The following is a 26,560-nucleotide window of genomic DNA, read 5'->3' as shown; positions in this document are numbered from 1 at the left end:
GGATTGTTTCGGCGTATCAGAAAAAGAAGGTCAGGCGACCGTAGACGACATACCGGTACAGCGGGTTGTCCTTGGTGAACGCATACGCAGCGCCGAAGCCGAACTCGGTCGTCTTCGATAGCCGCTTGAGCAACATAAGGTCGAGGGGCACCAACCACTTGCGCGTCTCCTGGTTGTAGCTGATGCCGTTCTCGGGCCAGGTGACCAGCGACCAGTTGTTGGGCAGGGCAAAGGTGACGATCGGATAGAGATCCAGACTTCTGACCTGTGCCGCGCTGGAGGAGGTCGCGTGATAGCTCATGAAGTAGCGCGCCACCGGGCTGATCGTGATGCCGTGCTCAGGCATCGCGTAGACCACGCTCACCGCCGGCGCCCATTGATACTGCTGCGAGCCGAACGGGCTGGCCCCACCGGTCGGGAACACGAGACGCACACTCGCCCACGCCTTCAGGTTCGGGGCCAAATCGGGCGAGGTAAAGATCTCTTCGACAAACCAGTCGTTGATTCCGGCCTTCCATCCGCCGGAAGAGTTGTCCGTGCCCGCCGCGTTCGTGTAGGTCAACGGCAGGTCGATGCGCTGCGTGAATGTCCAGCCGCCGGAGAGTTGGAAAGGAATATAGAAGCGGGGCTGGTACAGCCATTGCCCGCTGTCGTCAGTGTTGCGCTGATACGAAAGCCAGCTATCGAAACGCACGTTGGTCGCCGGCTGCGACACAGACTCCTGTGCCACGGCGCAACCACCGGCCGCGCAACCGAACCACATCAGGGAGAGCGCGAGTGGCTTGCGCATTTCAGTTGATTGCGCTGATCAGGTCGGGCCCGAGTGCCACGACGCACGGGATTCGGTCTGTGGATTCATCTTGGTCACGCGAACCGCTTCTTCAGGCTCTCGAGCCCGACCTTCTGCAACGTGGCGACGATGGTCTTGATGATGATGGTTGGCTGACCGTCCGAAAGGTACTGCACGCGCCAGTTCACCGAACTGCCGCTGCCCTTGGGCGTCACATCCAGAACGCCGGTGTAGTTCGAGGCTTCCACACCGCTGATGCCCGAATATCGGTACTCGCGACGGAAATCATCGATGGCGTCGAGTCGCTCCACCATGCGTTTGCCGTCGATCGTCTCCACCGTTCGCAGTTGGCCGACCCCGGAGCCGGTCAAGCGGATGTTGGCAATCAACGGATGCCAGGCTGCGCCAAACGGACCGATCAGGGCCCAGACCTTGTCAGCCGACGCATTGAGTTCCACCGAGTCCGCCACTGTCTGCAGTTCGGCATTCGGAGGCGCCAGATAGGGGAAGGTATTGAGCCCCAATTGAGTCGCGCGGGTGGCGCCACCGTGCAACGGTTCACGATCGCGATTCACGATCCAGGTCAGCAAAATGTCAATGTCGTGCGCATTGATGGTTCTGCCGCCGCCAGTCTGGTACGGGCGGCCATTGAGCGTGCTCTTCTCGATCTCCAGAAAACTCGTGTCGGTCGTCGGCTTGGCCACATCGATCAGCATGAAATCGTCGAGAAAGACATTCGCGCTTGCGTTCAACTGGGCCGTCGACCAGTCGGCCTTGCCGTCGCGCAGATCATATTGCTGGAGGCTGTCGAACAGGCGCTGGCGAAAGACCGGCGCGAACTGGGGCGAAATCGCGAAGGGCGTCTGCTGGTTCCACAAGTCGCGCAGATCTTCGACATCCTTCAACCCCGGGTTGTTGAGCCGGACATTGGTTTGCTCGGTGCGGCCGACCCAGTCGAAGCGCGGCGGCGGATGGCCGACGACACCGCGGGCCCGGGGGATCGGTGTCGTTTCGGCGATGACCCCGAACAGGGAACCCTGGGCTGGATCGAGCACACGAAGTGTGTCGAAATCGACCAGGAAGCTCAGCACGTTGTCGTGCTCGAGGATATTCACGAATGGCTTCAGATCGTCCTCGCCGACCAGCCAAGCCAGAAGGAACGGATCGGAGCGCAGCCCTGCGAACACGCGGAATGTTCCGTCAGGTGTCGTCGCGCCTTTTTCGTCGTTGACGACGAAGCTCAACTTTTGCCCATCCGGCAAGGTGCAGGTCCCCCGTTGGATCGGCTTTCCGCCCGGCTGCATATCGAGGCGGCCGAAGCGGAAACTGAAGCGGAATTCCCGGTCGCCAGACTGAAACTTTGCGGCGTCGCCGAGGCCGGCAACTGTCACACGTCGTGCGACGATGGAATGATCGGCGGCATCGCTAAACATCGCGCTGCTTCCCGCCGAGGGAAACACGTCGGCGGCAAAGACGGTCCGTTCCGGGTTCTGCGGGCTCCTGAAGCCGAACAGATCGGTCATGTCGATGGAGGGATCACCAATGGATCGTGGCCCATCTATATGGTCGGACATGGGTGCTCCTGACGCCGCGTCGACGGCGCGTTCGCTTGAACATTGCGGCCGGCAACGCCGCGCGCGGACTTGCTGGCAGCATTCTTGGCTTCCCCCAAGCCTCGCACCATACGTATGCACACGCACAGCCACGTACGTGGAACCGCCTCAATTTTTTGTCAAATGTCCCGAGCACCTATCTTCAGCAGGGTGCGACCGCCTCCATCTGCATAGCTGTTACTGGCGTTCCGAACGCGGGCGATGGCAGTGGGTGGCCTTCTTCATGGCTGCCATGCCATTGATGACCAGTAATCCAAGGGCAGCGAAGATGGCGCCCTACCTTGCTATGCGGCGACGTCGCCGATCTCACTGGCCGCGCTACTCTGCTGGTATGGCTTGAAGAATGCTTCCAAAGTAGCCGTTGCGCCCGACAAAGCAATCGGCCTTCAGCATGCTGATGTCTGTCGATTCGAACTTGAAGTAGACCAACCCTGGCTGAGAGATGTTTAAGGGAAGTTTGCCAACGTTTGGCCCTGGAGTGGCTACGAAGGTTCCAACGTGGTCAGTGCCCTCGAAGTAAGAGGTGAGGGTCACTTGCAAAGGCACAGTGCCCACGTTCACGTACGCACACGAGGCAGTTTCGTTGATCGCGAGGAAGAATGGCTGCGTCGCCAGAACTGTCGGTGCCCGTTTGCCGTTTCTTCCTTTCTCGGGTTCATTCTGGTCGGCCGATGCGGAAATCGATGTCACCATCAGTCCGATTGCAGCCGCGGCGCAGGCGGCTACCCACCTAGGGAACCTGCGGCTTATGCGTCGCGCTGCGGGAGAATAAAGGTCTTCCATGATTCGCACTCCATCTGAATCGTCGCGGCTGGGTATCGGCTCGAATCTGCGGCGTAAGTCGAGTCGGGACGCATCTCAATAGCGGTAAAAATTCTTTAGATACGCATCGGTCGCACATGCTGGATGCGTCAATTCAGCATTGATGCAACATCCGACTTGGCTCTGCCTGTGACCTGGCTCTGTGGCGGGCTGCTGCGCAAGACAGTGTTCACTGGCCACCGATGCTATAGAGAACGTGACCACCGTCACTGATAGACGCACTCGCCCGGAGGATGCTGGTGTCCGTCGATTCGAACTTGCAGTAGTTCGCCACCGGTAAGACCTGGTGCCCGGGGGTGATTCCGTCGCCAACAACGGAGCCCGGCTGCAGGGTGAAGGTGCTAACGTGATCTGGAATTGGATGCTCAGCCACGGTTAGTTCTGTGTGGAAGGTCATGGTGACCTGCTGAGGTACGGTGCCAATGTTCGCGACAACGCAACTGAATCCTTGCAGTAGCTCGAGGAATAGCGGAGGCGTCACGAGCAATGTTGGCGGGCCTTTGCGCGAGCCGCCGCCGGAACTCTCGTTTACGTTTTGATCAGCCGATGCGGGAATCGATGTCACCATCAATCCGATTGCAGTTGTTGCGCAGGCGGCCACCCAATGCGCAAACCTGCGACTTTGGCCTGACGCTGCCGAAGGAACCAGGTCTTCCATAGCTCGATCTCCAAGATCTGCCGCAGTACGGAAGACTCGAGTGCGCGGCGAAAGACGAGCCTGGGCACCGCTGATGCTCGAAACTACGGCGGTCGCCGACAAGGGCATGCCCAAGGTGCAGCACTATAGGCTTCGCTCTATGGAGCGCAAGCCCTGAACTGGGGTCGACAGCCCGGTTATTCTTTGGCCCCCTCCGCACGCGCTCCCGGCACGGCATCACAGCTCGTGTGCGAAGGCGAAGGTCGCGCGCCATCGCCATCAGCGTCTATTCAAAATGGAAAATTGCACGCACACTGCGCGGGCAGCACCAGCCCGACTGCCTGCCGACGGTCGAAAAGCGATCAAGACTTTTGGAAGCCCAACGCCGCGGCCCTCAGGGCAGCTTCTTGAAGAGGATCACGATGACTTCTAAGTCTATTTCGGAGCAGGACGCCCAAGAAATTGCAGTCGATGCCTATGTCTATTGCTATCCGCTGGTGACCATGGACCTCACCCGCCTGCAATGCACCAACATCGAAGCGGGCAAGCAGTTCGGCAAGGGGCCGACGAACACCTTCGTCAACGTGCCGGCTTATCCGCCCGCAGATTTCAGGGCCGTGGTGCGGCCGAACTTCGACACCCTCTACTCCATTGCTTGGCTGGATCTGACGAAGGAGGCCCTGATCGTCACTGCGCCGGACACCGCCGGGCGCTTCTATTTGCTGCCAATGCTTGATATGTGGTCAGACGTCTTCGCCTCGCCTGGGTGGCGCACCACAGGCACCCAGGCGAGCAGCTTTCTGGTTACGCCGCCCGGCTGGAGCGGCAGCGTGCCCGAGGGATGCACCCAGATCGCGGCGCCAACTCCGTACGTTTGGATCATCGGTCGCACCCGCACCGACGGTCCCTCGGACTACGCCGCGGTACACGAAATTCAGGCCGGCTACACCGTCAGCCCGCTATCGAACCGCGGAAAGCCGAATGCCGCCACCCCCGTGAAAATCGACCCCAGCGTTGACATGAAGACACCGCCGAAGACGCAGGTCGACAGCATGCCGGCCGCCAGCTACTTCGCCTACGCGGCGGAGCTAATGAAGCTGCACCCGCCGCACCTCACCGACCAGCCGATCGTCGCCCGGATGAAACACATCGGTCTCGAGCCAGGAAAGCCCTTCGACTTCGACCGGCTCGCTCCCGAGGTGCAAAAGGCGCTCGCCGGTGCGCCTGCCGCCGCCCAGGAGTTGATGGCGTGGAAGGTCGCGACCTTGGCCCGTGTCGCCAATGGCTGGTCAATGAACACCGACACCATGGGCGTCTACGGCACCTACTACCTGAAGCGAGCCATCGTGGCCCAAGTCGGCCTCGGCGCCAATCTGCCGGAGGACGCGATCTATCCACTGAACATCATGGACGATGCCGGCAAGCCGCTCTCCGGCGCGAACAACTACACCATCCACTTCGACAAGGGCGCGATACCGCCGGTGAATGCTTTCTGGTCGATCACACTCTACGACGACGAAGGCTTTCAGGTGGCGAACGGGCTGGATCGGTTTGCTCTGAGCAGTTGGATGCCTTTCACAAGCAACGCGGACGGGTCGTTGGACCTCTACTTCCAGAACGAGAGCCCTGGCAAAGACCTTGAAGCGAATTGGCTGCCGGCGCCCAAGGGAACGTTCAATTTGACGATGCGCCTCTACTCGCCGAGGGGGGACGCACTGACTGGCAAATGGAATCCGCCGACGGTGAAGGCATTGAGATAGCCCCGCTGCGGCTTGGCGATGAGGATGGAGGCTGGAACCGAGTGGATCCGATCAGCAATGACCGATTGCTGTCGTGAAGTGGTCATTGCCTGCTGACGGATCCGACGTCGGCTCATGGGCCGATTGTGGTCTTTAAGGTCATTTCGGGCGGCAAGACTCGAGTCGAAAACCTACGTCTTGCGCCGCTGCACCATCACGTCCAGCCGTTGGGCTGACATCGGCCACCTCAATGGAGCAAGACCGCGCGTTTGCCGAAGAGACGGTGTTGCGGTACAGCATGCGAAGCTCGACCGATCGTGCACCCTTTTCAATGAAATACGGACCCGCCGTCGACAGCGACCACCTGTCCCGTGATGAAACTCGCATCCTGGCTCGCGAGGAAGAAGATGACATTGGCAAGATCGGCGGGATAGGCGTCACGCTTGATCAGCCTGGTCGCGATCGCCGCTTCCGAGTAGGGACGAAGTTCAGGTTGCGCCGCGGCGTTCTCGGAAAGCGTGAAGCCGGGCGCGACCGCGTTGACCAGGATGTTGTCGCGCGCGAATTCGCTTGCGAGGGCACGGGTCATCGAGATGATGGCACCTTTGCTGGCGACGTACTGCATGAGCCCCGGCGTGCCCTTGAAGGCAGTGCCCGAACTGAGATTGATGATCCGTCCCGAACCTGCGGCGCGCATGTGAGGCGAGACCGCGCGGCACATGCGAAAGATGCCAACCACGTTCACGTCATACACGCGAAGCCAGTCCTCGGATGTCTTCTGCTCGAATCCTCATCAATGGGCAATACGACGCTGCGGTTGCGGCGACTCTTTCAGCAATAGCTACTTAAGCAAGGCTACCGCGCTTCGAAGCAAACCAGGGTCCTGCCCGAAATCTTTCCGTCAAGCTGCAGGCTCGCGTTCTCGACGACCTGCTCGAGGCCGATCTCCCGCACGTGCGGCGCGAGGGCCGAGAAGTTCGGCTTCCATGTCGCGCCCAGGCGCTCCCAAAGCCGCTCTCGCACTTCCCAACTCGCGTTTGCGACCACGCCGAAGAGACTGATGCCGCGCATGATGAAGGGCAGCACGCTTCCTTCGAAGGCGTTGCCGCCCGCGTTGCCCACCGAAGCCACGCATCCGCCCTCGAGAGTGCTGCGAAGCAACCACGCCAATGCGCTTGCACCCACGTTGTCGATGCTGGCGGCGAACCTTGGCTTCTCGAGCGCGCGGGTGGATGCCGCGGCTTCGGCGGCGTCGACGATCTCGCTCGCACCGAGCCTCAGGAGCGATTCGGACTGCTCGGGCCTGCGCGTCACGGCGGCGACGCGATAGCCAGCTGCCGACAGGATTCCCATTGCGAGCGTACCGACCGCTCCGCTGGCGCCGGTCACTGCAATTGTTGAACCCTGGGCGCGCACGCCGTGCCGCTCGAACGCATCAAGTGCCATCGCGACCGTGAAGCCCGGCACCCCCAGCACAGCGCATTCGTATGGGCTCAACCCCGCAGGCAGCGCCATCGCATGAGCCGCGGGCACCCGCGCGTATTCGGAGTACCCACCGTCGAACGCTATGCCGGTGCGAAAGCCATGCACCAGCACCGTCTGCCCGGGTTTTAACGAACAGTTCGCACCAGCGGCGACCGAGACGACATCGCCCACCAGTTCGATGCCGCAGACGCGTGGATAGCTTTCGACGATCTTTGCGCGGCCGAGCAGCGACAGCGAATCCTTGTAGTTGATGCCCGCATAGCGCGTTCGCACGACCAGTTCGCCCGCTGAAAGCTCGTCGAGGGCAATCGATTCAAGGCGCGTTTGCGTGCCGCCGCCCTCCTGATGCGTGCGAAGGCATTGAAACCGCGTGGGGATGCTGGGGGGTGCGTTCATGTCGCTCATCAAATCACGGCACCAGCGTTTGCCAATGCGGTGTTTCGCGTATCGAAACGCTGTCTCGACGGCATCTCGCGCGCACGCGAAGATGGGTGACTACATCACCATCTGCGGAGACAAGCAGTGACAACCCTCCCCCGACTTTTTTCCGATCATCGACTGGAGGCTCTCGAAGCCGATGAACGCGCGTTGATTGAGCGGCTGCGCGTGCTGTGCCGCGAGCAACTGGGCCCCCAGGCCGCCGATGTCGCGCGCGAGGACGTCTTTGCCTGGAACACCTTTCGCACGCTCGCACGTGAAGGCATCATCGCAACGGCTTTCCCGCGCGAATACGGCGGCAGCGATGCGCGTCAGGTGGCACGTGTGTGCATCATCGAAGAGCTGGGCCGGGTGTGCAGCACGTCGGCGTCGATGATCACGGGCACCGACCTCTCCGCCCGGGCAGTGGTCGCGGGCGCTTCAGAGCCTATCAAGCGCGAGCTGCTTCCGGCCCTTTGCCGGGGCGAGATCCAGACGGCGTTCGCACTGACCGAGCCCTCTGCCGGCTCCGACGTCCGCGCCCTCGCGAGCACGGCGCGGCGCGACGGCGACTCCTACGTGCTCAACGGCACGAAGAAGTTCATCACGCGCGCCGGCACCGCGGACTGGCTGATGGTGATTGCGCGCCTGATCGACGACGCCGATCCTGCAGGCGGGAAGTTCGTCGGCCTGCTGGTCCCCAAGGGCGCAGCGGGGCTGACGGTGAGTGCCGATGCAGGCAAGCTCGGCTGGTTCGGCGTGCCCATCGCATCACTGGAGTTCAACGACGTGCGTGTGCCCGCGACGCATCGGCTCGGCGAAGAAGGCGAAGGCTTCTCGCTCGCGCAAGACGCGTTGCTGCGCGCGCGCATCGGCCACGCGTCGATGGCGCTGGGCCGTGCGATCGGTGCGGTGGAGATTGCAGCGACCTACACCGCGGATCGCAGCGCCTTCGACAAGCCGCTGAACGCGCATCAGGGCGTGCAGTGGATGCTCGCGGACATGGCGACGCAGATCGAAGCCTCTCGCGCGCTGGTGTGGATCGCAGCGCAGAAGTACGACCGCGGCGACAGCGATACGGCGACCTTCGCATCGATGGCCAAGCTGCACGCGACGGACCTGTGCATGAAAGTGGTCACCGACGCGCTCCAGCTGACCGGCGGCCGCGGCTATCTGAAGGACTTTCCGCTGGAGCGCTTCTTTCGCGACGCCAAGCTCAACCAGATCGGCGAAGGTGCGAGCGAGGTTCACAAGACCGTGATCGGCCGCGACATCGCGCGGCGCGTGGGGCGGTCCGAGCGCAACCCGTGCCTGCGCGATGGGCCGCTCACGGACTACTGATCGCGCTGACTCCGCTCCCCGTCTCGGATCATCAAATCACGCCCTCGGCCTTGAGGGTGTCGATCTCGCTCGCAGACAGCCCGAACTGCGAATACACCTCTGCGTTGTGCTCGCCGACATCAGGCCCGGTTCGCGGGACCGGCATTTCCCGCCCCGTGATTCGCGGCACGATGCATGGCGCCGGAACGCTTCCGTAGTGCGGATCAGCCAGTCGCACGATGGCCTTTCGCGCGATGAATTGCGGATCGCGCTCGATGTCTTCGATCGAGTAGACCTTGCTGAACGGAATGCCGGCGGCCTCGAGCGTGCTTTCGATGACCGCGTAGGGACGCACCGCGAACCAGTCCGACAGCATGCGGTCGAGCTCGCGCAGATGCACGACGCGCTGGATATTTGTGGCAAAGCGCTCGTCGCTGGCCCACTCGGGCCGGTCGACGGCCACCGCGAGCCGCCCGAAGATCGCGTCGGACGATGCAACCAGCGAGAAGAAGAAGCGATCCGCGCTCACGTACATGTTGCTCGGCGCGGTATAGGTCGCGCAATTTCCCGCGGGCGCACGCACGAGGCCCAGTTGCTCGTGTTCGACGGCGAGCGGATCTAGCAAACGAAACAGAGCCTCCGTCGCTGACAGATCCACTTCAACGCCCTTCGCGTCCGGGTCGCCTCGCAGGCGTGCAATCTCGGACGCGATGGAGAACGCGGCAAAGAGCCCTGCGACCGCATCACCGACCGGGAAATTCATGTGCTGCGGCGAACCGCCCGCCTCGCCCGTGAGATTGGTGAAGCCGCTCATCGCTTCGAACACGCGTGCAAAGCCTGGCCGAGCGCGGTAGGGGCCGGTCTGCCCGAAGCCGGTCAGGCGAACGATGACGAGCCGCGGATTGATCGCCCATAGCGTCTCGGCGTCCAGGCCCCATCGGTCCATCGTGCCGGTGCGGAAGTTCTCCACGAGCACGTCGAACTCGGAAAGCATTTGCAAGAGCAGGGCACGCCCGCGCGGCTTGCGCACGTCGAGCGAGATGCCGCGCTTGCCGCGGTTCGCAACCTTCCACCACAGCGGCACCCCTTCCTTCACGGGTTGCAGCGAACGCAGGGGGTCACTGCCATCTGGCAATTCCAGCTTGACCACCGTTGCGCCGTGATCGGCGCACAGCGTCGCGCCGAAGGGCGCCGCAAGCACGGTGGCCATGTCGAGGATGCGAACGCCCGACAAGGCGCCCGAGTGGGGGTTGGATGCAGTCAATGGATGGCCTCGAATGAGTGGGACGGCAGATCAGGAAGTCCGGCTTTCCCCGTTTTTGCCAGAGCGCGTTTTGCACTACAACGGTCGTTTCGCACAGCGAAACAGCTTCACCAGCCCACTCCGTTCGAGTCCATCATGACTTCCAACCAACGCCCCGCCACTGCCCGCGCCATGTTCACCGCCCCGCTCCCTGGTCTCGTCAACCCGCACGACCTCAGCGCCGATCGCCAGTTCTCGATGAACCTGGCGCGCGGCATGGAGGTGCTGCGCGCGTTCACGCTGGCCGAGCCGATGCTGGGCAACCGCGAGATTTCCGACCGCACGGGATTGCCCAAGCCCACCGTCTCGCGGCTGACGTACACGCTCACGCTGCTCGGTTACTTGAGCCGCGTCGAAGGCCTGCAGAAGTACCGCTTGGGCTCGGGAGTGCTGTCGCTCGGCTATCCGCTTCTGGCCAACACGCGTGTGCGCCAGATCGCGCGGCCTTTCATGGAGCAAGTGGCGCGCGAGACCGGTTGCACGGTCAACCTCGGGATGCGTGACCGCACGAGCGTGGTCTATATCGACACCTGCCGGGTCGACGCCGGCAATGTCTATCAGCCGGACATCGGCAGCACGCGGCCGCTGCTGTCGACAGCGATCGGACGCGCGCTCATCCTCGCCAGCCCGCCTGAAGAGCGCAAGGCGATCCTGAACCGCTTGAGGGTCGAGGACCCGGAGCAATTTGCACGGGACAAGCCGGTGTGGGAGGCCGACCAGAAGGCTTTCATGCAACGCGGCTACTGCTATTCGCGCGGTGACTGGCGCAAGGAAGTGCATGCGGTGGGCGTGCCCATTCGCCTGGGCGCGCGCGAAGAGATCGTTGCGGTCAATTGCACCTTTGCCAGCTATCGCCTGGACAAACCCACGCTCGAAAAGCAAGTCGCGCCGCGCCTGCTCGACGCCGTGCGCCAGATTGAAACCGCCTGCGGTACGCCGCGGTGAACCCAAGGAGAAACAACCCGATGATCCGCAACCCAGAAGGCTTCGCAAGGCTGCTCGCCGAGGTCCGCCAGTTCGTCCGCACCGAATGCATGCCGCTCGAAGCGCAGGTCGACCAGACCGATGAGATCCCGCCGGCGATCGTCGAGCGCATGCGCAGCCTGGGCCTGTTCGGCCACAGCATTCCCGAGGCGTACGGCGGCGCCGGTCTCACGTCGGAAGAGCTGTCGCTCGTGAACATCGAGGTGTCGCAATGCGCGACCACCTTCCGCGCCCGCTTCGGCGGCAACACCGGCATCGCCTCGGAATCATTGGTTGTCGACGGCACCGAAGCGCAGAAGAAGACGTGGCTGCCTCGCCTCGCGAGTGGCGAAGTCACCGGTTGCTTCGCGCTGACCGAGCCTGATGCCGGCTCCGACGCCACGGCGTTGACGGCGACCGCGGTGCTCGATGGCGACGACTACGTGATCAACGGTCGCAAGTGCTTCATCACGAATGCGCCGATCGCCGATCTGTTCACCGTGTTCGCGCGCACCGATGCCAGCGCCAAGGGAGCGGCAGGCATCAGCGCCTTTCTCATTCCCCGCGGCACACCGGGCCTCAGCACACCGCCGGCCTATTGCAAGATGGGCCAGCACGGCTCGCCCGTGGGCGAAGTGGTGCTGCAAGACTGCCGCGTTCCGGTTTCGGCGATCGTCGGCGGGCAGCCGGGCCAGGGCTTTCGCACGGCGATGAAGGCGTTGAACAAGCAACGCATCAATCTGGCGGGCTTGTGCGTGGGGCCGGCGGTTCGTCTGGTCGACGAGATGGTCGATCGCGCCACGTCGCGGCGCCAGTTCGGCCAGGCCATTGCCGAGTTCCAGCTCGTGCAGCAAATGATCGCCGAGAGCAACGTCGAGGTGCATGCCGCGCGAGCGCTGGTGCTGGAGACAGCGCGCAAGCGCGATGCCGGCGAGGACGTGACGATGGAAGCGTCGATGTGCAAGCTCTTCGCTTCCGAGATGTGCGGCCGCGTGGCCGACCGTGCGGTGCAGGTCTTCGGCGGAGGTGGCTACGTGGCGGACAACGTCGCAGAGCGCTTCTACCGCGACGTGCGGCTGTTTCGCCTGTACGAGGGCACGAGCCAGATCCATCTCGTCAACATCGCCAAGCGCACGGTTGCGCTGGCGCAGGCGCGCAAGGCCGCTGAATAGCAGGCCGTTCAATTCAAAAACCGGAGACAAGCCAATGACACGTCGTTCAACTCGCCGCGCTTTCAGCGCCTTGTGCATCACAGCGCTGAGCCTGGCCGCCGCGCCCGCCTTTGCGCAGGGCGATGCCTTTCCGTCCAAGCAGATCAAGATCATCGTCCCTTTCTCGGCGGGCGGCGTGGTGGATTCGATTGCCCGCATCGTTGGCGAGAAGCTGAGCGTGAAGTACGGCAAACCCGTCATCGTCGAGAACAAGACTGGCGCGGGCGGCTCGATCGGAACCGACTTCGTGGCCAAGTCCGCGCCTGACGGCTACACGCTGCTGGCCGTGAGCCCCGGCCATGCCGTGGCGCCAAGCCTCATCAAGGGCGTGACATGGAACCCGGTGAAGGACTTCCGTGCCATCGAAGGCTTCGGGATCATCTCGAACGTCTTCGTGGTGCCGCCAAATGTGCCCGTCAAGAACATGCCCGAACTCATCGCGCTCGCAAAGAGCAGCAGCGAGCCCCTGACCTATGCGACCGCCGGCGTCGGCACTTCCAACCATCTGTCGGGCGAACTGCTTTCGCAGATGGCGGGCGTGAAGCTCACGCACGTGCCTTATCGCGGCCAGCCCGATGCCTTGAACGACCTGCTCGGCGGGCGTGTGACCATGATGCCGCTGACGGCCGCATTGGCGTCGCCCTACATCAAGAGTGGCAAGCTCAAGGCGCTGGCGGTCACCACCGCCAAGCGCTCGGCCGCCTTGCCGGATGTGCCGACGGTGGCGGAATCGCTGAAGCTTCCGGACTATGCCGTGGGCACATGGTTCGGCTTCGTGGCGCCGGCCAAGACGCCGGATGCGGTGATCCAGAAGCTGTCGGCCGACGTGGCCGAGGTGCTTGCGATGCCGGACACCAAGTCCAAGCTCGAGATGCTGGGCCTCGAACTCGCTCCGCAAAGCCCGAAGGAGTTCGACGCCTTCATCGCGGCCGAGGCCGACCGATGGAGCAAGGTCGTCAAGCAAGCGGGGATCGAGCCGCAATGACCGTGACCGTCGCCACCCCCTCGCCCCTCAGGCCGCCCATCTGCGCCAGGCTGGGCATCACGCACCCGATCTTCGGCTTCTCGCATTCGGTCGATGTGGCGGTGGAGATCGCCAAGGCCGGCGGATTTCCGGTGCTGGGCCTGGCACGCGAGATGCCGCACGAGATCCCGCACATCCTCCAAGAGGTCGATGCACGCATGCAGGGCCGTCCTTACGGGGTGGATCTGATGCTGCCTTCGCAGGTGCCGCAGAGCGGCAGCATCGATGATGTGCGCGATGCGTTGCCACAGGAGCACGTCGAATTCGTCGAACGCTTGCGTGATCGGTTCGAGGTGCAGCCGCCGGTCAAGCCCAGTTTCTTCACCACGCAGGTGCGCTCGGAGTCGCTTTTCGAGCAGCAGATCGAGCAGGTGCTGGCTTCCAACGCACTGGGCGTTGCCACAGCCATCGGCCTGCGTCCGGAACTCATCGCCCGCGCGAAGGCGGCGGGCAAGGTGACCTTCTCGCTCATCGGCTCGGTCCGGCATGCGCAGAAGGCGTTGGCGATGGGCGTGGATGTGCTCGTGGCACAGGGCTATGACGCCGGTGGCCACACCGGAACCGTGGGCACCTTCTCACTGGTGCCGCAGATCGTTGCTGTCGCCGGAGATACGCCGGTGCTCGCGGCGGGCGGAATCGGCAATGGCGACCAGATCGTTGCGGCCATTGCGATGGGCGCGCAGGGCGGCTGGCTGGGCACCCTGTGGATGGCCGCCGCCGAAAACCACACGCCGCCCGCGTTGCTGCGCCGACTGATCGACAGCAGCAGCGAAGACACCGTGATCACGCGCGCCCACAGCGGCAAGCCATGTCGCGTCGTGCGCAGCGATTGGATCGACGCGTGGTCTGCCTCCGATAGTCCCGAGCCCTTGCCGATGCCCTTGCAGCAGGCGCTCACGGGCGATGTGTTCGCATCGATCCACGAGCACGATGACGCACGGCTTATCTATGAAGCGGCCGGACAGAGCATCTTCGCGATCCGGCGCGAGACACGGGTGGCAGACCAGATGGCGGCCCTCGAAAACGAGATGCGCAACGCCTGGCAGCGTCTTTTGAAGATGTGCAGGTGATCGTCCGCATCTACATAGGCCTCCATCGGAGGCTCTGTAGATCACTGTATGACAGGGCCGCCATATGGGTCACGGCCACCTCGATCAACTGTGCGTCAGTCCAATAGCGTCGTTGCTTGACGCACGCTCCTCCCGCCTGAAAGGCAAGAACCGTCGCCAGAACGCACAGAGGGATGGCAATGAACAGGACTTTGATTTTCATCCTGAGAGCTTTTCGCGAAAGTCCGAAGTTGGCCCGCATTCTGAACTGGCGATGGCAGCAGAACGCCTCGGAATTGACAGGAGGGACAACGCGTGCAATCGCTGATGGGCAACGCCATCCCACACGACGGGCTGTTGGCTTTTCGCGTGCAGATAGTGGTGGGTAAACACCGCCAGGTAGGCTTCCAGCGTTTGGTCGGCGATGCGTTCGCCCGCGAGGTTCATGCACAAGGCGGCGACTTCGCTGGTGCAGAAATGGTCCGTGCGCCCGGAGTTGCGCAGCTTGTATTGCGATGTCCGGTCGGGCTCCAGGCTGAGCACCGGCAGTCGGTCCAAGTAGGGGCTTCTTCGGAACATCTTGCGCGCCTCGGACCAGGTCCCATCCAGAAGGATGAAGAGCGGGCGCTTCTGCGCGGCCGCAGTCGGCAGGCTTTCGGGCGGTTGAACGGTGCGCACCACCCGCTCCGGCGCTGCGTACTGGCCCGGGAACACTACGTAGGGCTGCCATTGCGAGTCACCCAACAAGGCCAGGAGGTCCGGGTCGGCTTCGGTGCGAGACCAACCGAAGGCGAAGGTATCGGCCACCACATCGGCGACCAACCAGCCCGTGTTGGTGGGTTTGAGTGGTTCGATGTCCGCCATGAGCAAACACACCCCTGCGCGCGTGTTCAACGAAGGGCGCAAGGTACACATGCAATGGCTGGGCACCAGCCGGCAGTCCATGCAGCGCTCTCGCTTGAAACCACCACGAGCGAGAAAGGGTTTGGCGCTGCGTGCGAGGCGGGCAGAGCGCAGGTGGGAGACTGCATGGGACATGCGGAGATTCTCGGGCATGCGCCCCAAACTCATCAGGTCCGCTAGTGCTCCATGCGACCAAGCCGAACCATGGTCTCGCGCAGCCAGCGCACGGCTCCATCCGCGTCCGATCGTGCATTCCAGCAAACGTACAAGCGGTAGCTGGGCAACTCGAAAGGCAAGGGCAACGCGTCCAGCAGCTCTGCGTATCGACTAGCCACGCGCTGCGGGAAGACCGCGATTGCATCGGTGCTCGCCACAAGGTCCGACATCTGGCTGAAGGTTGTGACGGCGGCCTGCAGATGGCGGACCAGACCGCGGCGCGCAAGGATCTGATCGATGGTGTCGTCGAGCATCGAACGGCTCTGCCCCAGCACTACGTGCGGCATGGCGCAAAAGCCTTCGAGATCCATTCCGTTTGCATATCGAGGATGGCCACGGCGCGCGACCGCCAAGTACGTATCCTCATACAGCAGCACCGATTCCACACCTGCCGCCGGCGCCATGCGGGGCAGTAGGCCGAGGTCGATGTCGCCCTTGCGCAGCCTTTCAGGCAATTGACTGTAGTCCGCCAGCTCCCACGCCAGGCGGATGTGCGACCCGCAGGCCGTGAGTTCCCGGCACAACAGCGGCAGCATCGCGCGGCTGCTGTGATCGCTGCCCGAGACGCGCAGGATCCGGTCCGATGTCGCCGGGTCGAATGCGCGGTCCATGTTCAACAGCCCCTGCAGATCGTTCAATACGGCTTCGACGCGCGGCGCGAGCGCGAGCGCGAACGGCGTGGGCGCTATGCCATGGGGCGTGCGCGTGAAGAGCGGATCGCCGAAGGCCTCGCGCAGTCGCTTGAGGGAAGCGCTGACCGCCGGCTGGCTGAGGAACAAGCGAGAGGCGGCCCGCGAAACGCTTCGCTCGCGTAGCAGCGCATCGAAGGCTCGAAGCATCGCGAGGTCGATGCCGCGAATATCAGCACGATCCATATCAGTTATCCAAACGTTCGAATTGATCGCTCCAGGCAGCACGCCTATCGTATGCGTACTCACAAGATGAAGGAGACCACACCATGACCGCTCGCCGTCCCCTTGGCGGTATCCAGGCGCGCAGGCGCGCCTGGGTGACCGGCCTGATCGCACTCACTCTGGCCGCTGCGGCGCCGCTCGCCTCGGCACAGACCGGCGCCGCCTTTCCGACCAAGGTGATTCGCATCGTGCCCTTCGGCACGGCGGGCGGGCCGATCGACGTGATCGCGCGCGTTTACGCCGAGAAGCTGCAGCAGCGCTGGGGCCAGAGCGTGATCGTGGAAGCCAAGCCGGGCGCGAGCGGGATCCTCGCGTCCGACGCCGTGGCGAAGGCATCGCCCGACGGCTACACCGTGCTGTTTACCCTGCCGCTGACCCACATCAACAACGCGATCCTGCAGCCCAAGCTCCCCTATGACCCGGTGAAGGACTTTGAGCCGATCTCGCAGCTCGCCACCGGCGGGCCGATGCTGGTGGCGCGCGCGGACGCGCCCTACTCCAACCTCAAGGAATTCGTCGCTTATGCCAAACAACACCCAGGCCTGACCTATGGCACCTGGGGCAACGGTTCGCAGGCGCACCTGATGGGCGAACTGCTCAAGCGCCAAAGTGGCATTGCGCTGACCCACGTGGCCTACAAGGCCGAGGCGGCCGCGCACAACGACATGATCGGCGGCGTGCTGGACTTCGCGTGGGCCAATCCGTCCACCGCACGCGCGCAGTCACAGGCTGGGCGCATGAAGGTGCTGGGCATTGCGGGAAGCCGCCGCGTTTCGACCATGGCCAACGTGCCCACCTTCGCCGAGCAGGGCTTCGCTGGTTTCGATCTGGACAGCTGGATCGGCGTCTATGCGCCCGCCAAGACGCCGTCTGCCGTCATCGAACAGTGGACGCAGGCGCTTCGCGAGATCACTCGCATCCCCGAAGTACAGCAGAAGCTGATCGCATTCGGATTCGAGCCGCTCGGCAACACGCCGGCGGAATTCAGAGCCAGCTATCAGGCCGACTTTCCGCGGGTCGCCGAGCTGATCAAGGCCGCAGGCGTGACCGCCGATTGAAGCACCAGGAACACCGATGAACTCCACGACCGCCGAAAAAGTGATCCCGATTGCCGTCGATACGGGCACTGCATATGGACGCAAGCCCGGGACCCACAACCCGACACTGACCGAGGTGGGCCCAGGCACGCCGATGGGCGAACTGCTGCGTCGCTACTGGCACCCGATCGGGCTGACAGGCGATGCCAGCGACACACCGCGCAAGGTCCGGGTGCTCGGTGAAGACCTGATCCTCTTTCGGGACAAGAGCGGGCGGCCCGGCCTGGTGCATCCGAACTGCGCCCATCGCGGCGCGTCGCTCTATTACGGCCGGGTCGAAGAGCGCGGCATCCGCTGCTGCTACCACGGCTGGTTGTTCGATGCGGAGGGTCACTGCCTGGAGCAGCCTTGCGAGCCTGAACTCGGGCGCGCCCGCGGCCGCATTCGGCAACCCTGGTACCCGGTGCAGGAGCTCTACGGCCTCGTCTGGACCTACATGGGGCCGCCGGAAAAGAAGCCGACGCTGCCGCGCTACGACGCGCTGGAGCGCTTGGATGAAGGTGAAATCATCGAAACCAACGATGCGAGCATCGGCGGCGGCGGGCCGCAAGTCATCCCTTGCAATTGGCTGCAGCACTACGAGAACCTGGTTGACCCCTTTCATGTGGTGGTGCTGCATTCGAGCTTCAGCGGCACCCAGTTCGTCGAGCAGATGGCTCAGATGCCCGAGGTCAGTTGGGACACGTTCGAACTCGGGGTGCGCACAACCTCTGTGCGGCGCCTGGCGGATGGCAAGGTGTTCCGACGCATCAGCCAAGCGGCCATGCCGACGCTGCGCGTCATTCCGAGCCCTCGCGTCGGACGCTACGGCCGGGTGGAGTCGTTGGGGTGGATCCTGCCGATCGACGATCGCAGCTTCCGCATCTTCGTGGTCGGCCGCGTGAGCGAAAAGGGCGAGCTCACTCGCATGCGATCGCGCATGAACGGCAAGCTCTGGGAAGAGCTCACCGAAGAAGAGCACCAGCGTATGCCGGGTGACTACGAGGCGATGGTGAGCCAGGGCGCGATCACGCGGCACTCGGAGGAGCATCTGGCGACGTCTGACCGCGGCATCGCGATGCTGCGTCGCTACCTGAAGGCGCAACTGGCGCTTCTTGAAGCAGGCAAAGACCCAGCCGGAGTGAGCTTCGACCCGGTCGCGGAGCCGGTGGTCTTTGACGCCGGCAACTACCTGGAGGATCGATGAGGCTGCTGCTGGACCGTTGATCGTCGTGTACGCTGCGGGTCGACTGCGGCGTTCAGCTCAGACGGTCACTGAGCCTCTGAACCCTCGCGCGGCATAGTAAGACTCGGCCCCGTTGTGATACACGAAGACCTTGCCGTAACGTCTGTCGCAGAACAGAGCGCCACCGAGTTTTCTGACGTCAGACGGTGTTGCCACCCAACTGGACGTCTTCAAGTCGAACTCCCCGAACTGCTGAAGTTCGCGATATTGCGCCTCCGTCAATAGCGAGACGCCCATAGCCGCAGCCATGTCGATGGCGTTGTTCTGCGGCTTGTTCTGTTTGCGGGAATTCAAGGCTTGTGCGTCGTAGCACAAGCTCCTGCGCCCCCGCGGACTTTCGGCGGCGCAATCGCAAAAAAGGTATGCGCCGCTATCGTCCGCTGTCCCGATGACATCGGGTTCGCCTCCCGTCCTCTCCATCTCATGAAGCGACCTCAGCTTGTCGGGGCTGCTTTGCAATCGGCCATGGACGTCGACCCAGTCGACTCCAACGTGTCTACGCATGTTCTGCCTGAACCGCAACTTCAGTGCGTCGATGAAGACCTCGGGTTGCTCTGCTTTCATTTCGCTTGCTTTCGTTCCTTCACGTCGGTGCCCATACAGTCTCGTGGATGCCACGGCCGGATCGAGGGAGCAGACCCTAGGTCAAACACTAGGCGCAGTCAATCTGGTCAATTGTTCGCGAACTAAGGGATGGCCCTGCAAAAATGAGCCCTGCCCTGTTGGCACTCCCCCCATCTCTTCGCTTTCCTTAAGGTCCAATGATGCACAGTCGCGGAAGTAGCGGTCGAATCTTTCTCATGGGGGCGATCCTCGCCAGCGCACTCTCATCGCAAGATGTGCTGGCCCAGGCCCGAATGGACCAGACGGCCGGCGATGATGCCTGGCGCTTCTCCGCTGGTCTCGGAGTCTTCAGTCGACCCAAGTATCCCGGCAGCGGCGATGCCCAGATCGTGGCCTTGCCACTGGTCACCGCCAACTATGGCCGCTATTTCATCGGCGGCACCCCGGGGGCCGGCTTTCCATTTGGAGTGGGCTTCAATCTCATTCAGAACGAATCCTGGCGTTTCGGTGTGGCATTGGGCGGAGAACTGACCAAGCCTCGCAAGGCTTCCGATGCGCCGATCCTTCAGGGTTGGGGCGACATTCCCGAGGCGGCACTGGGCAGCGTATTCGCTGCATACACCCACGATTGGCTGACTGTCCGGGGCTTCCTCGTGTCCGACATTTCGGGCAAGGACCAAGGGACTCGAATCGCGATTGACGTCGAAGGGAAGTACCCCGTCAATGAAAGATTCGCTCTGTCCGCTGGGCCCGGCGTCACCTGGGCCAACGGCAGATACACCCAGACCTTCTTCGGAATCAATGCCGAACAAAGTGTGATTGCCGGAGTTCCCCAGTATTCGGCGGGAAGCGGAGTCAATACGGTCCGCTTTTCCGTCGGCGCCCAGTACCAGTTGAATGCCCAATGGGGCCTCGGCGCAAGCGTGGTCGCGGCCTGGCTCCAGGGGGATGCCAAACGCAGTCCGATCACGGAGGACAAGATCCAAACCACTTACGGCGTCTTCGCTTCATACCGGTTTTGACGGCTCGTGAAGCGGATGCCGTCGAGCTGCCTGAACTGCTGAAGTTCGCGGTTGCCCGCCGTGACAGGAACCCGCAACGCCACAATCCCTCCATGCGCATCAAAGTCGGCGACCTCGCCCGCTCCACCAGTCTTACCGTCCGCACCCTCCACCATTACGACGAGATCGGACTGCTCAAGCCCTCCGCCCGATCCGACTCCGGTTACCGTCTCTACTCCGAAGGCGATGTCGCCCGCCTGCACGCCATCCAGGCGCTGCGGCACCTGGGCTTGGCCCTCGCCGAGATCGGACCTCTCCTCGATGGCAGCGAAGCCGCGCCGCAGCGCGTCATCGAGCAGCAGATGCACGCACTCGACCACCAGATCCGCCAGGCCACCGAACTGCGCGAGCGGCTGGCGCTGATGCACGACATGCTGCGCAAAGGGGGCAACCCCAGCATGCAAGACTGGGTGCAGACGCTTTCGATGATGACCACCTTCGGCCGCTACTTCGAAGCGGGCGAGCTGAAGCAGATCCTCGGCGCCTATGCCGGCGTCGAGCTGGATTGGCTGCAGCTGCAGGTTGAGGTACGGCGCTACATGGACACGGGCGGCGGCATCGACACGTGGGAGTGCCAGGTGCTCACCCGCCGCTGGACGATGCTGATGGTGCGCTGGATGGGCGGCAACTACGCGCTGATGAACCGTTGGGGCGCCATGTTCCGTCAGGAGTCGAAGGTGCGCGGGCAAGGCGGGGCGCCGCCGACGGACATGATGGAGTTCATGGAGTCGGCCATCCAGTTGCGCGTGCGGTTGATGCAGGAGCACTGCGGCGACGTGGAATTCCGCCTGCCGCCCATGCCGGACACCGAGGCGCAGACGATCGATGCCGAGGGCCAGGCTTTGCTCCGGGCGGGCGAGCCGCGCGATGGCGCGAAGGCGCGGGCGCTGCGCAAGCGCTGGGCGGCGTTGCTGCACGAGACGTGCGGTGGCAACGCCGCGCTGTTCACCATGCTCGCCACCCTGCACCTTGGGCACCCCCTGCTGCTCGCCGGCCTGCCGCTCGGGCGCGAAGTGCGCGAATTCCTGTCGCCCGTCGATGAAGGTGCTTGACCCTCACGTAGCGTGAGCCCGCACAGTCGGCCCCGTTACAGAGGACCGACATGACGACGAAGACAGACCCGGCCGCGCGCGCGGCCCTTTTCCAGGACCGAAACTTCCGCTGGCTGATAACCGGCAGTGCCATCTCGCTGCTGGGCGACCAATTCACCCTGCTCGCGCTGCCTTGGCTGGTGCTGCGCCTGACCGGCGACACCGTGGCGCTGGGTACCGTGCTGGCGCTGGTGGGCATTCCGCGCGCCGTATTCATCCTGGTGGGCGGCGCGGTGGTCGACCGCTTCTCGCCGCAGCGCGTGTTGATGCTCACCAAGCACGTCAACTTCGTGCTGCTGGCGCTGCTGGCGCTGGGCGTGTGGCGAGGCGCGCTGACGCTGCCAGCAATCTACGCGTTGTCGCTGGCGCTGGGCATCAGCAGTGCCTTCAGCATTCCATCCGGGACGTCGATCCTGCCGCACGCTTTGCCTCCCGCGCAACTGGGTGCCGCCAACGGCGTGATGATGGGCGTGCGCCAGCTGAGCATGTTCGTCGGGCCACTCGCGGCGGGCGTGCTGATCGCGGTGTTCGGCGGCGGCTCGGGTGGCGTGCAGGACGCAGGTGGAGTCGCGGCGGCTCTCGCGCTCGACGCCGTCAGCTTCGCCCTCTCCGCCTGGACACTCGCCCAGGTGAAGATGCGCGCCCTTCCGACGGACCCCGCGCGGCACGCGCCGATCTGGGCCTCCATGGTCAGCGGCATGCGGCACGTCTGGGACGATGCGCAGCTGCGCACCCTCTATCTCTATTGGGCTGCGGTCGCATTGCTGGTCCTGGGTCCGTTGCAAATCGCGCTGCCGGTGCTGGCGGAAAGCCGGCCCGCGCTGGGCGCTTCGGCCCTCGGGGTGATGCTTGGGGGCCACGGCGCAGGCGCCTTGCTCGGCATGGTGATGTCTGGACTGCGGCCGGGACTGCGCATCGGCACTCTGGGTACCAGCGTGCTGCTGGCCGACATTGCCATCGGGCTGCTGTTCGTGCCCATGGGCGGCATCACCGCCGCTTGGCAGGGCGCCTTGCTGATGATGCTGGTGGGTGTGCTCGGCGGCTTCATGCAGGTGGCGGTATTCACCTGGGTGCAGAAGCGCGTGCCGCCCGCCATGCTGGGCCGCTCGATGAGCCTGTTCATGTTCATCTTCATGGGGCTCGTGCCCGTGGCTTCGGCGGCTGCAGGGTGGCTGTTGCGGGTGGTGTCGTTGCCGCAGTTGTTCGCGGGCTCGGGGTTGCTGTTGGTGGTGGCCGCGGTGCTGGCTTGGGTGGGGACGCCGATCCGTGCGGTCGATGAGGCGGTGGTGGCTCCCCAATAACGAGTGGCAGTCCTACCTCCAGCCCGGCGGGATCAGCGAAAGCGCGTCCGGGTCGGAAAGCGCGTACTGCCGCACGTAGGGCTCACGGTCGAAAAGCTTGGCGTGAACTGTCGGATCGATCCTGGGCTTGCGCAAGTCCTGCTTGCCGAGGAACGCTTTGACGCTGTCCATCGAGTCCCACAACGCCAGGATGACCACCTCGACCGTTCCATCCGCCTGATCGCGAAACAGCGCCGTCGACCGCAGGTTGCCAGGGCTCTCGATCAATTCCTTGAGCGTGTTTGCTTCGAGGAACTCGCGACATTCATCGCGCAGTGACGACAGGATCCAGAAGCCGTAGGTGCGCAGGATGGTTTCAGTATTGCGCTTGGTCATGTTGACTTTGAAGTGGGTGTGGTGATCCTATCGGCAACGATCGGTGAAACCGCCTCACAGGCAGCCTTGTCTCTCCACAATTGCGGTCGAGCGCGAAATACCACACCTTTTGCTGTCAGTCGAGCCGCGCCCGGGTTGTGAGTCCGCTCGCCTTGTCCCATTGTTCAGGCGTCAGCTTTTGAACGGTCACGCCGAAAGTCCAGATATGGCCCTCGGGATCTTTCGCGCGATAGGTCCGATCGCCGTAAAACTGAGTTGCAGGCTCCTGCAAGATGATGGCGCCGGCCCCCCGTGCACGCGCGCAGTGCGCGTCGAGATCCTCGCCTTGCGCGAGTTGCACATGGACAGACTGGGTATTCTTGCCGCCGATGGCGCGAGGACTCTTGTGGTCGTCGCTCCATTGGCTACCAATCATGACGACCGAATTGCCGAATGACATTTCAGAATGAACAAGATTGCCGTCGCCATCAAGAATCACGAAAAGCGGCTCAAACCCGAATGCGGTTTCGAGCCAGCGGTAAGCAGCCTTTGGATCTTGATAGGTCACTGCGCTTGAAAGCCCTTTGGGGCGGTAGACATCACTCATTCGGATTCTCCTTTTTCTATGTTTCGATCGGGACTTCCAGGCTATCAATTTTGGGCCGGCTACAGCCAGTCGCGACCGCCGGAGCATGCTAAACCTTCATGGCTCTGCTGACCGCTCTCCCGTTCTCAAGAGCACGATTTCTTGGCCGAAGGGAGCGCGAGAATATGAGGAACACTCCAGGAGAACTCGCCGTGTCGACCGTCGCCATCACCTCCGCAATCAATGTCTGCAACACCAATGCCTTTGTGCTGTTTGGCGGCGTCAACGTACTCGAGTCGAAAGACATGGCACTGCGTGCCGCGCAGGAATACGTCCGCGTCACGCGGAAGCTTGGCATCCCCTACGTCTTCAAGGCAAGTTTCGACAAAGCAAATCGCTCGTCTATCCATTCGTATCGAGGTCCCGGTTTACAAGAGGGCCTGAGGATCTTCGAGGCCGTCAAGGCAGAGTTCGGCGTTCCCGTCCTCACCGACGTGCACGAGCCATGGCAGGCGAATCCCGTCGCCGAAGTGGCGGACGTTCTACAGCTACCTGCATTTCTCGCCCGCCAGACTGATCTGGTCGTCGCTCTTGCCAGGACGGGCAAGGTCATCAACGTCAAGAAGCCTCAGTTCCTGAGTCCGCCGCAGGTGCTCAACATTGTCGAAAAAATCAGGGAGGCCGGGAATTCTCCCGTCATCCTGTGCGACCGAGGAACCTGCTTCGGCTACGACAACCTGGTCGTGGACATGCTTGGCTTCGGTGCCATGAAGAAGGTCACCGGGAACTTGCCCGTCATCTTCGACGTTACCCATGCCCTCCAGCAACGCGAGGCGAATGCCGCTGTCTCTGGCGGGCGACGCGAGCAAGTGGTTGAACTGGCGCGTGCCGGCTTGGCCGTGGGCTTGGCGGGCCTTTTTCTTGAAGCTCATCCTGACCCAACGCAGGCCAAATGCGACGGTCCCAGCGCTCTGCCGCTGGATCAGTTGGAGCCTTTCCTCGCGCAGTTGAAGGCTTTGGACGACCTGGTGAAGTCGTTCGCACCGCTCCATATCCTTCCCTGAACGAACCCGACAAGGGCATGCAGTTTTCCGGGCTGTGGGCCTACACCACGGGATGAGACGCGACCCATACCCTCCTCTCATGCGAACGCGCCCGCGCCTGTTCCCTGCAATTGGAGGTTCATTCAATGGAGGCCTGCGCATCACCGTCGCCGTCGTGGCCGCCACCGCGATGCTGGCAGGAGGCTGCAACGCACCACGCGCTGAACTCGATCCCGCAGATCTGCGCCAGGCTGCCCGCGCTGTCTCAAGCCTCGCCGCCGAATCAGCGCTGATGGCAAAGTTGTTTGCAGAGGGCCACGTGAACGAGAACTTCGTGTGGACGCACCAGCGTGCACTCCAGGAGCATGCGTTGCAGATCCGGCGCGACCTGCACCGGCACGTGCCGCCCGCGCTTCAGGCCCGCGTTGAGCAGGTGGCCGCTGTCGACGGGCTCGTGGAATCTGCGCTTGCGCGCATCGGGCCGTCGCGTGACGATCCGGAGCAGCTCATCGCGCTCGTTTCGACCTTCGGCGAACTCGGGCGCCGTGCCCAATCGCTCGAGGAGCCCCAGTGAGCCAGTGGCTGGAACTGTTATTGGGTGTGATGACCGCGCTGGGCGGCTTCGTCGACATCGGCGAATTGGTATTCGCGATCGCGGGAGGCGCGAAGTTCGGATATGCGCTGCTATGGGCGGTGCTGCTTGGCACGGTTGGCATCGCGTTGTACGGTGAGATGTCCGGCCGCATCGCCGCCGTCATCAAGAAGCCGACCTTCGAGATCGTGCGCGAGCACTTCCGTTTTCGGCCGGCTCTCGTGATTCTGGTCGCCTCCAACTTGGTGAACCTGCTCACCTGCGCGGCCGAAATCGGCGGCATGGCGATCATCCTGCAGGTCCTGTTCGGATTGGATTTTCGGCTCATGCTGCTGGCCGCCAGCGGCTTGCTGTTGTTGACCGTCTTTGTTCTTCCCTTTCGCTGGATCGAACGGTTGTTCGGCATTCTCGGACTGACATTGCTTGTCTACGTAGCCGCTGCATGGCGCCTCGGCCCCGACTGGCATGCCGCTGCGCGCGGGCTGCTGCCCGGGCCGCCTGCCCCGGGGCAACCGGGCTTGGCGGTGTACGCCTATTACGCCGTGGGTGTGCTCAGCTCGCTGCTGATGCCATACGAGGTTTACTTCTACTCGTCGGGTGGGATCGAGGACGGCTGGACGCCGAAGGACCTGACGGTCAACAAGGTCACGGCTGGCGTGGGCTTCGCTCTAGGCGGCGTGCTGACCATGTCGCTCATGGTGGTGGGTGCAGCCATGTTTCTGCCTCAAGGGATTGATCCGCAACACCTCGGTACCGCGCTGCTGTCTGCCGGAGCGACACTGGGCCGCAACGGCTTCGTACTGGCGCTCTGCGGTGTTTTCTTTGCTGTGGGGGGCGCTGCGGTGGAAACGGCCTTGGCGGCGGGCTACAACATCGCACAGTTTTTCGGATGGCCCTGGGGCAAGAGCAAACGGCCGCGCGAAGTGCCACGCTTCACGCTCGCGTGGGTAACCTGCATTGTGGCGGGCGCGGCGATCGCCTCGACCGTGGTCAATCCGGTGGACATCGTGGAGTATTCGGTCATCTTCGCCGTCGTAGTGCTGCCGTTCAGCTACTACCCTATTCTCAAGCTGGCGGGCGACCGCACACGCATGGGCCAACATGCCAACTCCGGCTTCATCCAAATGCTCGGCTGGCTGTACTTCGTGATCATCTGCGTCGTCGCTGTCGCGGCGGTGCCGTTGATGATCGCGACAGACATGGGTCAGCGCGGCTAGGCGGAAGACGCGAGCGGGAGTCG

25 protein-coding genes and 1 pseudogene are annotated in these 26,560 nt (G+C 63.2%); 14 read left to right on the top strand and 12 right to left on the bottom strand.

Going from position 1 to position 26,560, the window contains the following annotated elements; genetic code table 11:
• Positions 1 to 16: 16 nt before the first annotated feature.
• From AC1DEK_RS00320 to AC1DEK_RS00305, 4 genes are all read right to left on the bottom strand, one after another.
• The gene (locus tag AC1DEK_RS00320) at positions 17 to 790 is read right to left on the bottom strand and encodes a hypothetical protein (protein ID WP_478123210.1); all 774 of its coding nucleotides are present in this window, start codon (positions 788 to 790) and stop codon (positions 17 to 19) included.
• Between the two features lie 74 nt (positions 791 to 864).
• Positions 865 to 2,364: a DUF4331 family protein gene (locus AC1DEK_RS00315; protein WP_478123209.1), complete on the bottom strand. Its 1,500-nt coding sequence runs from the start codon at positions 2,362 to 2,364 to the stop codon at positions 865 to 867.
• 357 nt (positions 2,365 to 2,721) lie between these two features.
• Positions 2,722 to 3,186 (bottom strand): hypothetical protein, encoded by a 465-nt coding sequence (locus AC1DEK_RS00310; RefSeq protein ID WP_478123208.1) that lies wholly within the window; start codon positions 3,184 to 3,186, stop codon positions 2,722 to 2,724.
• Positions 3,187 to 3,394: 208 nt separating this feature from the next.
• Entirely contained in the window at positions 3,395 to 3,883 is a 489-nt protein-coding gene (locus AC1DEK_RS00305) for a hypothetical protein (protein ID WP_478123207.1), read from the bottom strand.
• A 401-nt stretch (positions 3,884 to 4,284) separates the two neighbouring features.
• Between AC1DEK_RS00305 and AC1DEK_RS00300 the strand changes: the two genes are divergently transcribed.
• A complete protein-coding gene (locus tag AC1DEK_RS00300) occupies positions 4,285 to 5,622 on the top strand; it encodes a DUF1254 domain-containing protein (protein ID WP_478123206.1) in 1,338 nt (445 codons plus the stop codon).
• A gap of 307 nt (positions 5,623 to 5,929) precedes the next feature.
• Here AC1DEK_RS00300 and AC1DEK_RS00295 read toward each other — a convergent pair.
• Both AC1DEK_RS00295 and AC1DEK_RS00290 read right to left on the bottom strand, forming a co-directional pair.
• Positions 5,930 to 6,373: pseudogene (locus AC1DEK_RS00295) on the bottom strand (SDR family NAD(P)-dependent oxidoreductase); the annotation flags it as partial.
• Between the two features lie 83 nt (positions 6,374 to 6,456).
• A complete protein-coding gene (locus AC1DEK_RS00290; protein WP_478123205.1) occupies positions 6,457 to 7,482 on the bottom strand; it encodes a YhdH/YhfP family quinone oxidoreductase in 1,026 nt (341 codons plus the stop codon).
• Between the two features lie 126 nt (positions 7,483 to 7,608).
• On the opposite strand from AC1DEK_RS00290, the gene AC1DEK_RS00285 reads away from it, so the two are divergent.
• Complete coding sequence (locus AC1DEK_RS00285; RefSeq protein ID WP_478123204.1) at positions 7,609 to 8,844, top strand: acyl-CoA dehydrogenase family protein; 1,236 nt, start codon at positions 7,609 to 7,611, stop codon at positions 8,842 to 8,844.
• 31 nt (positions 8,845 to 8,875) lie between these two features.
• On the opposite strand, the gene AC1DEK_RS00280 is transcribed toward AC1DEK_RS00285, so the two are convergent.
• Positions 8,876 to 10,087, bottom strand: coding sequence for a CaiB/BaiF CoA transferase family protein (locus AC1DEK_RS00280; protein WP_478123203.1), 1,212 nt, complete (start codon positions 10,085 to 10,087; stop codon positions 8,876 to 8,878).
• Between the two features lie 135 nt (positions 10,088 to 10,222).
• Between AC1DEK_RS00280 and AC1DEK_RS00275 the strand changes: the two genes are divergently transcribed.
• The 4 genes from AC1DEK_RS00275 to AC1DEK_RS00260 are packed head-to-tail and all read left to right on the top strand — an operon-like array spanning position 10,223 to position 14,394.
• Positions 10,223 to 11,071: an IclR family transcriptional regulator gene (locus AC1DEK_RS00275; RefSeq protein ID WP_478123202.1), complete on the top strand. Its 849-nt coding sequence runs from the start codon at positions 10,223 to 10,225 to the stop codon at positions 11,069 to 11,071.
• A gap of 20 nt (positions 11,072 to 11,091) precedes the next feature.
• Positions 11,092 to 12,261 (top strand): acyl-CoA dehydrogenase family protein, encoded by a 1,170-nt coding sequence (locus AC1DEK_RS00270; protein WP_478123201.1) that lies wholly within the window; start codon positions 11,092 to 11,094, stop codon positions 12,259 to 12,261.
• A 34-nt stretch (positions 12,262 to 12,295) separates the two neighbouring features.
• Positions 12,296 to 13,285 (top strand): Bug family tripartite tricarboxylate transporter substrate binding protein, encoded by a 990-nt coding sequence (locus AC1DEK_RS00265; protein ID WP_478123200.1) that lies wholly within the window; start codon positions 12,296 to 12,298, stop codon positions 13,283 to 13,285.
• Complete coding sequence (locus AC1DEK_RS00260; RefSeq protein ID WP_478123199.1) at positions 13,282 to 14,394, top strand: NAD(P)H-dependent flavin oxidoreductase; 1,113 nt, start codon at positions 13,282 to 13,284, stop codon at positions 14,392 to 14,394. The genes AC1DEK_RS00265 and AC1DEK_RS00260 overlap by 4 nt, the downstream gene beginning before the upstream one ends.
• Positions 14,395 to 14,592: 198 nt before the next feature.
• Here AC1DEK_RS00260 and AC1DEK_RS00255 read toward each other — a convergent pair whose 3' ends face one another.
• Together AC1DEK_RS00255 and AC1DEK_RS00250 are read right to left on the bottom strand one after the other, a co-directional pair.
• Positions 14,593 to 15,411, bottom strand: a complete 819-nt coding sequence (locus AC1DEK_RS00255) for a tRNA-uridine aminocarboxypropyltransferase (protein WP_478123198.1) — start codon at positions 15,409 to 15,411, stop codon at positions 14,593 to 14,595.
• A 41-nt stretch (positions 15,412 to 15,452) separates the two neighbouring features.
• On the bottom strand, positions 15,453 to 16,367 hold the full coding sequence (locus AC1DEK_RS00250) for a LysR family transcriptional regulator (RefSeq protein ID WP_478123197.1): 915 nt from the start codon (positions 16,365 to 16,367) through the stop codon (positions 15,453 to 15,455).
• A gap of 83 nt (positions 16,368 to 16,450) precedes the next feature.
• Here AC1DEK_RS00250 and AC1DEK_RS00245 point away from each other — a divergent pair, with 83 nt between their 5' ends.
• The gene (locus tag AC1DEK_RS00245; protein ID WP_478123196.1) at positions 16,451 to 17,464 is read left to right on the top strand and encodes a Bug family tripartite tricarboxylate transporter substrate binding protein; all 1,014 of its coding nucleotides are present in this window, start codon (positions 16,451 to 16,453) and stop codon (positions 17,462 to 17,464) included.
• Positions 17,465 to 17,480: 16 nt separating this feature from the next.
• Positions 17,481 to 18,689 carry a Rieske 2Fe-2S domain-containing protein gene (locus AC1DEK_RS00240; protein ID WP_478123195.1) on the top strand — a complete coding sequence of 403 codons (1,209 nt, stop codon included), beginning with the start codon at positions 17,481 to 17,483 and terminating at the stop codon, positions 18,687 to 18,689.
• 57 nt (positions 18,690 to 18,746) lie between these two features.
• On the opposite strand, the gene AC1DEK_RS00235 is transcribed toward AC1DEK_RS00240, so the two are convergent.
• The gene (locus tag AC1DEK_RS00235) at positions 18,747 to 19,292 is read right to left on the bottom strand and encodes a DUF4256 domain-containing protein (protein WP_478123194.1); all 546 of its coding nucleotides are present in this window, start codon (positions 19,290 to 19,292) and stop codon (positions 18,747 to 18,749) included.
• 236 nt (positions 19,293 to 19,528) lie between these two features.
• Here AC1DEK_RS00235 and AC1DEK_RS00230 point away from each other — a divergent pair, with 236 nt between their 5' ends.
• From AC1DEK_RS00230 to AC1DEK_RS00220, 3 genes are all read left to right on the top strand, one after another.
• A complete protein-coding gene (locus AC1DEK_RS00230) occupies positions 19,529 to 20,314 on the top strand; it encodes a MipA/OmpV family protein (RefSeq protein ID WP_478123193.1) in 786 nt (261 codons plus the stop codon).
• Between the two features lie 92 nt (positions 20,315 to 20,406).
• On the top strand, positions 20,407 to 21,405 hold the full coding sequence (locus AC1DEK_RS00225; protein ID WP_478123192.1) for a MerR family transcriptional regulator: 999 nt from the start codon (positions 20,407 to 20,409) through the stop codon (positions 21,403 to 21,405).
• A gap of 50 nt (positions 21,406 to 21,455) precedes the next feature.
• Positions 21,456 to 22,745, top strand: coding sequence for an MFS transporter (locus AC1DEK_RS00220; protein ID WP_478123191.1), 1,290 nt, complete (start codon positions 21,456 to 21,458; stop codon positions 22,743 to 22,745).
• 12 nt (positions 22,746 to 22,757) lie between these two features.
• On the opposite strand, the gene AC1DEK_RS00215 is transcribed toward AC1DEK_RS00220, so the two are convergent.
• Positions 22,758 to 23,120, bottom strand: a complete 363-nt coding sequence (locus AC1DEK_RS00215) for a hypothetical protein (RefSeq protein WP_478123190.1) — start codon at positions 23,118 to 23,120, stop codon at positions 22,758 to 22,760.
• A 115-nt stretch (positions 23,121 to 23,235) separates the two neighbouring features.
• Positions 23,236 to 23,706: a VOC family protein gene (locus tag AC1DEK_RS00210; RefSeq protein WP_478123189.1), complete on the bottom strand. Its 471-nt coding sequence runs from the start codon at positions 23,704 to 23,706 to the stop codon at positions 23,236 to 23,238.
• A gap of 191 nt (positions 23,707 to 23,897) precedes the next feature.
• Between AC1DEK_RS00210 and kdsA the strand changes: the two genes are divergently transcribed.
• From kdsA to AC1DEK_RS00195, 3 genes are all read left to right on the top strand, one after another.
• Positions 23,898 to 24,749 (top strand): 3-deoxy-8-phosphooctulonate synthase, encoded by an 852-nt coding sequence (kdsA, locus tag AC1DEK_RS00205; RefSeq protein WP_478123188.1) that lies wholly within the window; start codon positions 23,898 to 23,900, stop codon positions 24,747 to 24,749.
• A 79-nt stretch (positions 24,750 to 24,828) separates the two neighbouring features.
• Positions 24,829 to 25,302 carry a hypothetical protein gene (locus AC1DEK_RS00200; RefSeq protein ID WP_478123187.1) on the top strand — a complete coding sequence of 158 codons (474 nt, stop codon included), beginning with the start codon at positions 24,829 to 24,831 and terminating at the stop codon, positions 25,300 to 25,302.
• Entirely contained in the window at positions 25,299 to 26,537 is a 1,239-nt protein-coding gene (locus AC1DEK_RS00195; protein ID WP_478123186.1) for an NRAMP family divalent metal transporter, read from the top strand. The genes AC1DEK_RS00200 and AC1DEK_RS00195 overlap by 4 nt, the downstream gene beginning before the upstream one ends.
• Positions 26,538 to 26,560 lie beyond the last annotated feature (23 nt).

The sequence above is a fragment of the Variovorax sp. 10N420 genome, assembly GCF_056394705.1.
Note: the sequence above shows the minus strand (reverse complement) of the source record. Positions and strands in the feature narration are given on the sequence as shown.